The following is a 6,569-nucleotide window of genomic DNA, read 5'->3' on the forward strand; positions in this document are numbered from 1 at the left end:
GATCGCCCAGGCCCACACGGGCAGTGCCGGCAGCGCCGAGCCTTCGACCACGGGCGCGGCCTTGGGCAGGCGGCGTCGGCGCAGCAGCAGCCAGGCCAGACGCGCGGCCATGGCCAGCAACAGGCCGGTGCCCAGCAGGCGCACCGCGGGCGCCGACGCCGGCGCCGCTTGCGCCAGCAAGGCCGCCAGGGTGGCGATCACGACCAGGTTGACGACCAGGTTGGCGCCATACATGCCGACGAAATCGCGCTCGTGCTGCAGGCGGGTGGATCCGAGGGCCGCCAGCATCGCCAGCGGCAGTGCGGTGGCGCTCCACAGCAGCGCCGTTCCGGCGTCGGGAACCAGTTCGTTCGGCAGGCCCGGCAGCAGCCAGCGCAGCACCAGCGGATGCCACAGCGCCAGCAGCGTCGCCAGCAGGCAGCCGGCCAGGACCAGGCCGTGGCTGACGCGACTCTGGCTGGCCGCCACCTGCCCGGCCCCTTGCCGGGCCCAGGCCGGCAGCAACACGTAAGCCAGGCCGCCGCTGGCCAGCACCCCGGTGATCCAGTCGGGCAGGGTCAGCATCAGCACCGCGACGTCGCCGAGACCGGTGGCGCCGAAGGCGGCGGCCTGGGCCGATTCGCGCAGCAGGCCCAGCAGGCGGCTTGCCAGCAACAACACGAGGGAGACGGCGCCGGCCCGGAAGAACATGGCCGGCATTATCAAGGCCGGGGTGGGCATGGGCCGGGAAACTTAGAATGGGCGGTTTCGCCCAACCGACGCTGACCGCGTCCGGCCCCGATGTCCGAACCGCAAACCACCCCGCCCGTCGACGAGAACCAGCTGATCGCGGAGCGCCGCGACAAGCTCAAGACCATCCGCGAGGCGCAACGCCAGGGGGCAGGCCCGGCCTTCCCGAACGACTTCAAGCCGGCCGACCATGCCCAGGCGCTGCACGAGGCGCACGACGGCAATACGGCCGAACAGCTCGAAGCCGAGGGCGGCACCGCCAGCGTGGCCGGCCGCATGATGCTCAAGCGCGTCATGGGCAAGGCCAGCTTCGCCACCGTGCAGGACCAAAGCGGCCGCATCCAGATCTACGTCACCCGCGACGCGCTCGGCGAGGAGGCCTACGCCTCCTTCAAGCACTGGGACCTGGGCGACATCGTCGGCGCCGAAGGCAAGCTGTTCAAGACCCGGACCGGCGAGCTGTCGCTGCACGTCAGCTCCGTGCGCCTGCTCACCAAGAGCCTGCGGCCGATGCCGGACAAGTTCCACGGCATCGCCGACCAGGAAGTGAAGTACCGCCAGCGCTACGTCGACCTGATGACCGACGAAGAGGCGCGCAAGCGCTTCGTGGCGCGCAGCAAGACGATTTCCGGCATCCGCGACTTCATGGTGCAGGCCGACTTCCTGGAAGTCGAGACGCCGATGCTGCACCCGATCCCGGGCGGCGCCAACGCCAAGCCGTTCGTCACGCACCACAACGCGCTGGATCAGGAGATGTACCTGCGCATCGCACCCGAGCTGTATCTGAAGCGGCTGATCGTCGGGGGTTTCGAGCGCGTGTTCGAGATCAATCGCAGCTATCGCAACGAAGGCATCTCGGTGCGGCACAACCCCGAGTTCACGATGATGGAGTTCTACGCGGCGTACTGGAACTACCGCGACCTGATGGACTTCACCGAAGCGCTGCTGCGCGACGCCGCCCGGCGCGCCGTCGGCACGCTGCAGCTGGAATACGGCGGCAGGCCGGTGGACCTGGCGGCGCCGTTCGAGCGGCTCACCATCCGCGAGGCCATCCAGCGCCACACCGAAGCCGGCGACAACGTCGACGACCGCGACTGGCTGATCGCCGGCTTGCGCAAGCTGGGCCTGTCGGAAGAAAAGAACCGCCTGTCCGGCCGCTCGCTGGCCTCGCTGCAGGTGCTGTACTTCGAGGAGACGGTCGAGGAAAAGCTGTGGCAGCCGACCTTCATCATGGAACACCCGACCGAGATCTCGCCGCTGGCGCGCGCCAACGACGAGCGCCCGGAAGTGACCGAACGCTTCGAGCTGTACATCACCGGACGCGAGATGGCCAACGGCTTTTCCGAGCTGAACGACGCGGAAGACCAGGCGGCGCGCTTTTCGGCCCAGGTCAACGCCAAGGAAGCCGGCGACGACGAAGCCATGTTCTACGACCACGACTTCGTGCGGGCGCTGGAATACGGGATGCCGCCGGCCGGCGGCTGCGGCGTCGGCATCGACCGGCTGATGATGCTGCTGACGAACAGTTCCAGCATCCGGGACGTGATCCTGTTTCCGGCGTTGCGGCGGGAAGCATAGGCGCCGGCGGAGGCGGTCCTGCTACGCCTCTGCGCGTCGCGGCAGGCGGTTGATCGACGGCAGCCTGGACCCCGGTCAAGCACGGGGATGACAAGGCACAACCACCCTGTCCTGCAAACCCGCGTGCGGGTGGGCTGCGGCGCGCAATCAGACAGGAGCGCCTGCGCTGTCCGGGCTCGCGGCCCAGCGGGGCTACGAGAACGAAGTGAATCGAACCCCGCGTACGTCCTCATGCTCGCGCAGGGTGCTTGCGCTGCGTGTTTGCTGCGCGCAGCAAACACGCAGCGAGTTCCGCCAGCGGGGGGCCGCGAGCCCGGACAGCGCAGGTTTGCCGCCGCCTTGGCGCCGGAGGCCCTGTCACGCGCCGCAGCCCACCGCACGCGGGTTTGCCGCCTGATCCCCGCCTTCGGGGGACGACGAAGGTTAAGGCAGCAGCTGCAGCGCCCGCATGTATTTCGGCTCGATCATCAGCGCGTCCCACGACGGCGGCGGGCTCATCGGCAGCAGCGCCAGCCGGCGGTGTTCGCTGATCTCGTTGGCGCGCCACCGCTTGGCCGCCAGCGCTTGTTCCATCCCATCGATCAGCTCGTCGACCGCGGCGCCGCCCTCGCTGTTGACCGACTCGTTGCACAGCAGCACCATGTCGCAGCCGGCATTGAGCGCGGCCACCGCGGCCTGCGTGTAGCTCACTTCGCGGCCTTCGATCTTGCGGGCGCCGGCCATGCTCAGGTCGTCGCTGAAGATCGCGCCCTGGAAGCCGAGGCGGTCGCGCAGGATGGCGTTCAGCCAGCGCGGAGAGAAGCCGGCCGGCAGGCTGTCGACCTTGGGATAGATCACGTGCGCCGGCATCACGCTGGTCAGCACCGTGGACAGCCACTGGTATGGCATGGCATCGTCGGCCAGGATCGCCTTCAGGCTGCGCTTGTCGACCGGGATCTCCAGGTGCGAGTCGGCCTTGACGAAGCCGTGGCCGGGAAAGTGCTTGCCGCAGTTGGCCATGCCGGCCTGCAGCAGGCCCAGCATCAGGCTGCGCGCCAGCACGGACACGATGCGCGGGTCGCGCTGGAAGGCGCGGTCGCCGATCACCTCACTGTCGCCGTAGTCCAGGTCGAGCACCGGAGTGAAGCTGAAGTCGACGCCACAAGCGCGCAGCTCCGCGCCCAGCACGTAGCCGGCGGCGGTGGCGGCGTCCATCGCCAGCATGGCGGAGGCGCCCTCGGGCTGCGGGCCCGTCTTCATCCACAGCTCGCCGAAGGCGCGCATGGGCGGCAGGTGGGTGAAGCCGTCGCTGCGAAAGCGCTGCACCCGCCCGCCCTCGTGGTCCACCGCGATCAGCAGGTCCGGGCGGACGGACTTGATCTCGCTGCACAGGGCGGCCAGCTGCTCGCGGCTGTCCCAGTTGCGGCCGAACAGGATCATGCCGCCGACCAGCGGGTGGGCCAGGCGGCGGCGGTCCGCGTCACTCAGGACGTGGCCGGCGATGTCGATGACCAGGGGGGCTTGTTCACTCATGATGTTCTTCTTTCTTCTCCACGACCACGAAGCTGGCCGCGTAATCCGTTTCGTCGGTGACGCTCACATGGGCCGATAGGCCCTTGGCGTCGAACCACTGCTTGAGCACCCCATGCAGCACGATCACCGGCTGCCCGCTGGCCAGCTTGCCCACTTCGCACAGCCGCCAGGTCATGGGCATGCGCATGCCCATGCCGATGGCCTTGCTGAAGGCTTCCTTGGCGGAAAACCGGGTGGCCAGGTAGCGCACGCCACGCTCGGGCCAGCGGGCGCTGCGCGCCTTCCAGGTGGCCAGTTCCGCGTCGCTCAGGATCTTGCGCGCGAAGCGCTCGCCGTGGCGGTCCAGCGAAGCCTGGATCCTGCGCACGTCGCAGATGTCGGTGCCGATGCCGTAGATCACGGCGCGGACTGTGCGTGGCCGCGCGCGATGGCCGCCAGGTACTGGCGCACCGTCTCGGCGTAGCCCAGTTCCAGCGCGTCGGCGATCAAGGCATGGCCGATGGACACCTCCTGCACCGCAGGGGCAGCGCGCAGGAAGTCGGCCAGGTTGGCGCGGTTCAGGTCGTGGCCGGCATTGACGCCCAGCCCTGCCGCCCGCGCCGCCTGCGCCGCCTCGGCGAACTGGCGCAGCACCCCCTTTTGCGTGCCGCTGCCCCAGGCGGCGGCATACGGCTCGGTGTAGAGCTCGACGCGGTCGGCGCCGACGGCGCGCGCCAGCGGCATGGCCGCCGCGTCCGCATCCATGAACAGGCTCACGCGCACGCCGAGCGACTTCGCCTCCGCGATCAGCGGGCGCACCCGCTCGGCGTCCGCAGCCAGGTTCCAGCCGTGGTCGCTGGTGAACTGGCCTTCGCTGTCCGGCACGAAGGTGCACTGCTGCGGGCGCAGCTCGCGCACGAAGTCCATCAGGTTGTGAAAGGGGTTGCCTTCGATGTTGAACTCCGCCGCCGGCCAGTCTTTCTTGAGCAAGGCATGCAGCGCATAGACGTCGTCGGCGCGGATGTGGCGCGCATCGGGGCGCGGGTGCACGGTGATGCCGTGGGCGCCCGCTTGCAGGCACAGCGTGGCGGCACGGGTGACGCTGGGGATGCCCAGGTGGCGCGTATTGCGCACCAGGGCCACCTTGTTCAGGTTGACGGACAGCGCGGTGGCGTAGTTGCTCATAGGGCTTGCAGGTCCAGCATCAGTTGCCGCGTGCGCAGTGTGGACACGCCGCAATGGTAGTGCAGCAGCGCGCGCAATTGCGGCTTCAGTTCGATGGCGGCGGCCGCCTCGCGCAAGGTGTCGGCAAACGGCGCCGTGCTGTCCAGGGCGGCCTGCAGCGCCAGCCACTGGCTGCCGGCCAGGCTGCCGCGCTCGTCGTCCTCGAAGGCCTCGACCAACCCGCCCTCGGCCCGCAGGCTGTAGCGCTGCCCCGGCTTCAGTGCGGCCAGGGTGCCGGTCTGCAGGTCCAGCACCGGCAACAGGCCGATCTCGCGCAGCAGCAGCAGCTCGAAGGCGCGCAGCGCCGGCTGCAGGGTGTGGATATCGTCGCTGGCCAGCACCCGCGCGGTGTTGGCGTAGGCGTCGAACAGCACCGGGTGCGGGTCGTCGCGGGCCAGCAGGCGCAGCAGCAACTCGTTCAGGTAGTACCCGGACAGCAGCGGATCGCCGGTCGGCATGACGTGCCCGCCCAGCCACTCGGCCGACTTCAGGGTGCGGATCTCGGCGTCGCCGCCAAAGGCCACATGCAGCGGTTGCAGCGGCAGCAGCACGGGGCGGAAATTGGAGCTGGGCTTCTTGGCGCCCTTGGCCACCAGCGCGATGCGGCCGTAGTGGCGGGTGAAGACTTCCAGGATCAGGCTCGACTCACTCCAGTCGTAGCGGTGCAGGACGAACGCGGGCTCGTCGGCGATGCGTTTCATCGCGCCGCGCTCATGGCTGCACGGCCACCATCGAGGCGCTGCGAGGCCGCATGTCCATGCTCGCCATTTCGCCAAAGCGATCGCCCTTGGCGATGCGACTCAAGAGGTATTGATGGCCGCGCCAGCTCTTGACCACCGCGCCGGTGCCCGCCTCCAGCACGAACATGGACTGGGCGGGCTCGTCCTGGCGAAAGAAGAACGCGTCGGCCGCCACCGTCACCGTCGACGCCGGTTCCGGCAGGAAGGCCAGCGCGTCCCCGCGCAAGCCCCCGAACACGGGCATGGCCTGGAGCAGCTCGATCCGGGCAGTCATGCCGTGGCAACCCGCGCGCGGCCGGCCTCGCCCCTGGCTTCATTCGTAGCCGAAGCTGCGCACCCGGGCCTCGTCGTCGGCCCAGCCCGAGCGCACCTTGACGAAGATCTGCAGGAACACCTTGCAGTCCATCAGCCGCTCGAGCTCGGTGCGCGCTTCGGTGCCGATGCGCTTCAACTTCTCGCCGCCCTCGCCGATGATCATCGCCTTGTGGCTGTCGCGCTCCACCACGATGGTGGCGGCGATCTTGACCATCCGCTTGAACTTGGGGCTGGGCTCCTCTTCCCACTTCTCGATCGCCACCGCGGAGGTGTAGGGCAACTCGTCGCCGGTCAGGCGGAACAGCTTTTCGCGCACCATCTCGCTGGCCAGGAACTTCTCGCTGCGGTCGGTGAGTTCGTCCTCGCCGTACCACCAGGGTTGCTCGGGCAGGAACTTTTCGCAGACGCCAAGCAGGCGCTGGACGTCCTTGGCGTTCTTGGCCGACATCGGCACGAACTCGGTGAAGGCGTGGCGCTGCTGCATGTCGCGCA

At 69.0% G+C, this 6,569-nt stretch carries 8 protein-coding genes; 1 reads left to right on the top strand and 7 read right to left on the bottom strand.

Features of this window, described 5'->3' with window-relative positions:
* On the bottom strand, window positions 1–690 hold a 690-nt coding region (locus JWP65_RS02560; protein ID WP_299760049.1), incomplete at its 3' end, for a lipid II flippase MurJ.
* Window positions 691–780: 90 nt separating this feature from the next.
* Here JWP65_RS02560 and lysS point away from each other — a divergent pair.
* The gene (gene lysS, locus JWP65_RS02565) at window positions 781–2,307 is read left to right on the top strand and encodes a lysine--tRNA ligase (protein ID WP_299760051.1); all 1,527 of its coding nucleotides are present in this window, start codon (window positions 781–783) and stop codon (window positions 2,305–2,307) included.
* 423 nt (window positions 2,308–2,730) lie between these two features.
* On the opposite strand, the gene nagZ is transcribed toward lysS, so the two are convergent.
* The 6 genes from nagZ to era form a co-directional block, all read right to left on the bottom strand.
* On the bottom strand, window positions 2,731–3,819 hold the full coding sequence (gene nagZ, locus JWP65_RS02570; RefSeq protein WP_299760053.1) for a beta-N-acetylhexosaminidase: 1,089 nt from the start codon (window positions 3,817–3,819) through the stop codon (window positions 2,731–2,733).
* A complete protein-coding gene (gene acpS / locus JWP65_RS02575) occupies window positions 3,812–4,219 on the bottom strand; it encodes a holo-ACP synthase (RefSeq protein ID WP_299760055.1) in 408 nt (135 codons plus the stop codon). The genes nagZ and acpS overlap by 8 nt, the downstream gene beginning before the upstream one ends.
* Window positions 4,216–4,983 carry a pyridoxine 5'-phosphate synthase gene (locus JWP65_RS02580; protein WP_299760057.1) on the bottom strand — a complete coding sequence of 256 codons (768 nt, stop codon included), beginning with the start codon at window positions 4,981–4,983 and terminating at the stop codon, window positions 4,216–4,218. Before JWP65_RS02580 ends, acpS begins: the two co-directional genes overlap by 4 nt.
* A complete protein-coding gene (gene recO, locus JWP65_RS02585; protein ID WP_299760059.1) occupies window positions 4,980–5,723 on the bottom strand; it encodes a DNA repair protein RecO in 744 nt (247 codons plus the stop codon). The genes JWP65_RS02580 and recO overlap by 4 nt, the downstream gene beginning before the upstream one ends.
* 10 nt (window positions 5,724–5,733) lie before the next feature.
* The gene (locus JWP65_RS02590) at window positions 5,734–6,036 is read right to left on the bottom strand and encodes a cyclic nucleotide-binding domain-containing protein (RefSeq protein WP_299760061.1); all 303 of its coding nucleotides are present in this window, start codon (window positions 6,034–6,036) and stop codon (window positions 5,734–5,736) included.
* Window positions 6,037–6,075: 39 nt separating this feature from the next.
* The coding region (era, locus tag JWP65_RS02595) for a GTPase Era (protein ID WP_299760063.1) at window positions 6,076–6,569 on the bottom strand (494 nt) is incomplete at its 5' end.

The sequence above is a fragment of the Ramlibacter sp. genome (assembly GCF_028292805.1).
Classification (GTDB): Bacteria; Pseudomonadota; Gammaproteobacteria; order Burkholderiales; family Burkholderiaceae_C; genus Ramlibacter.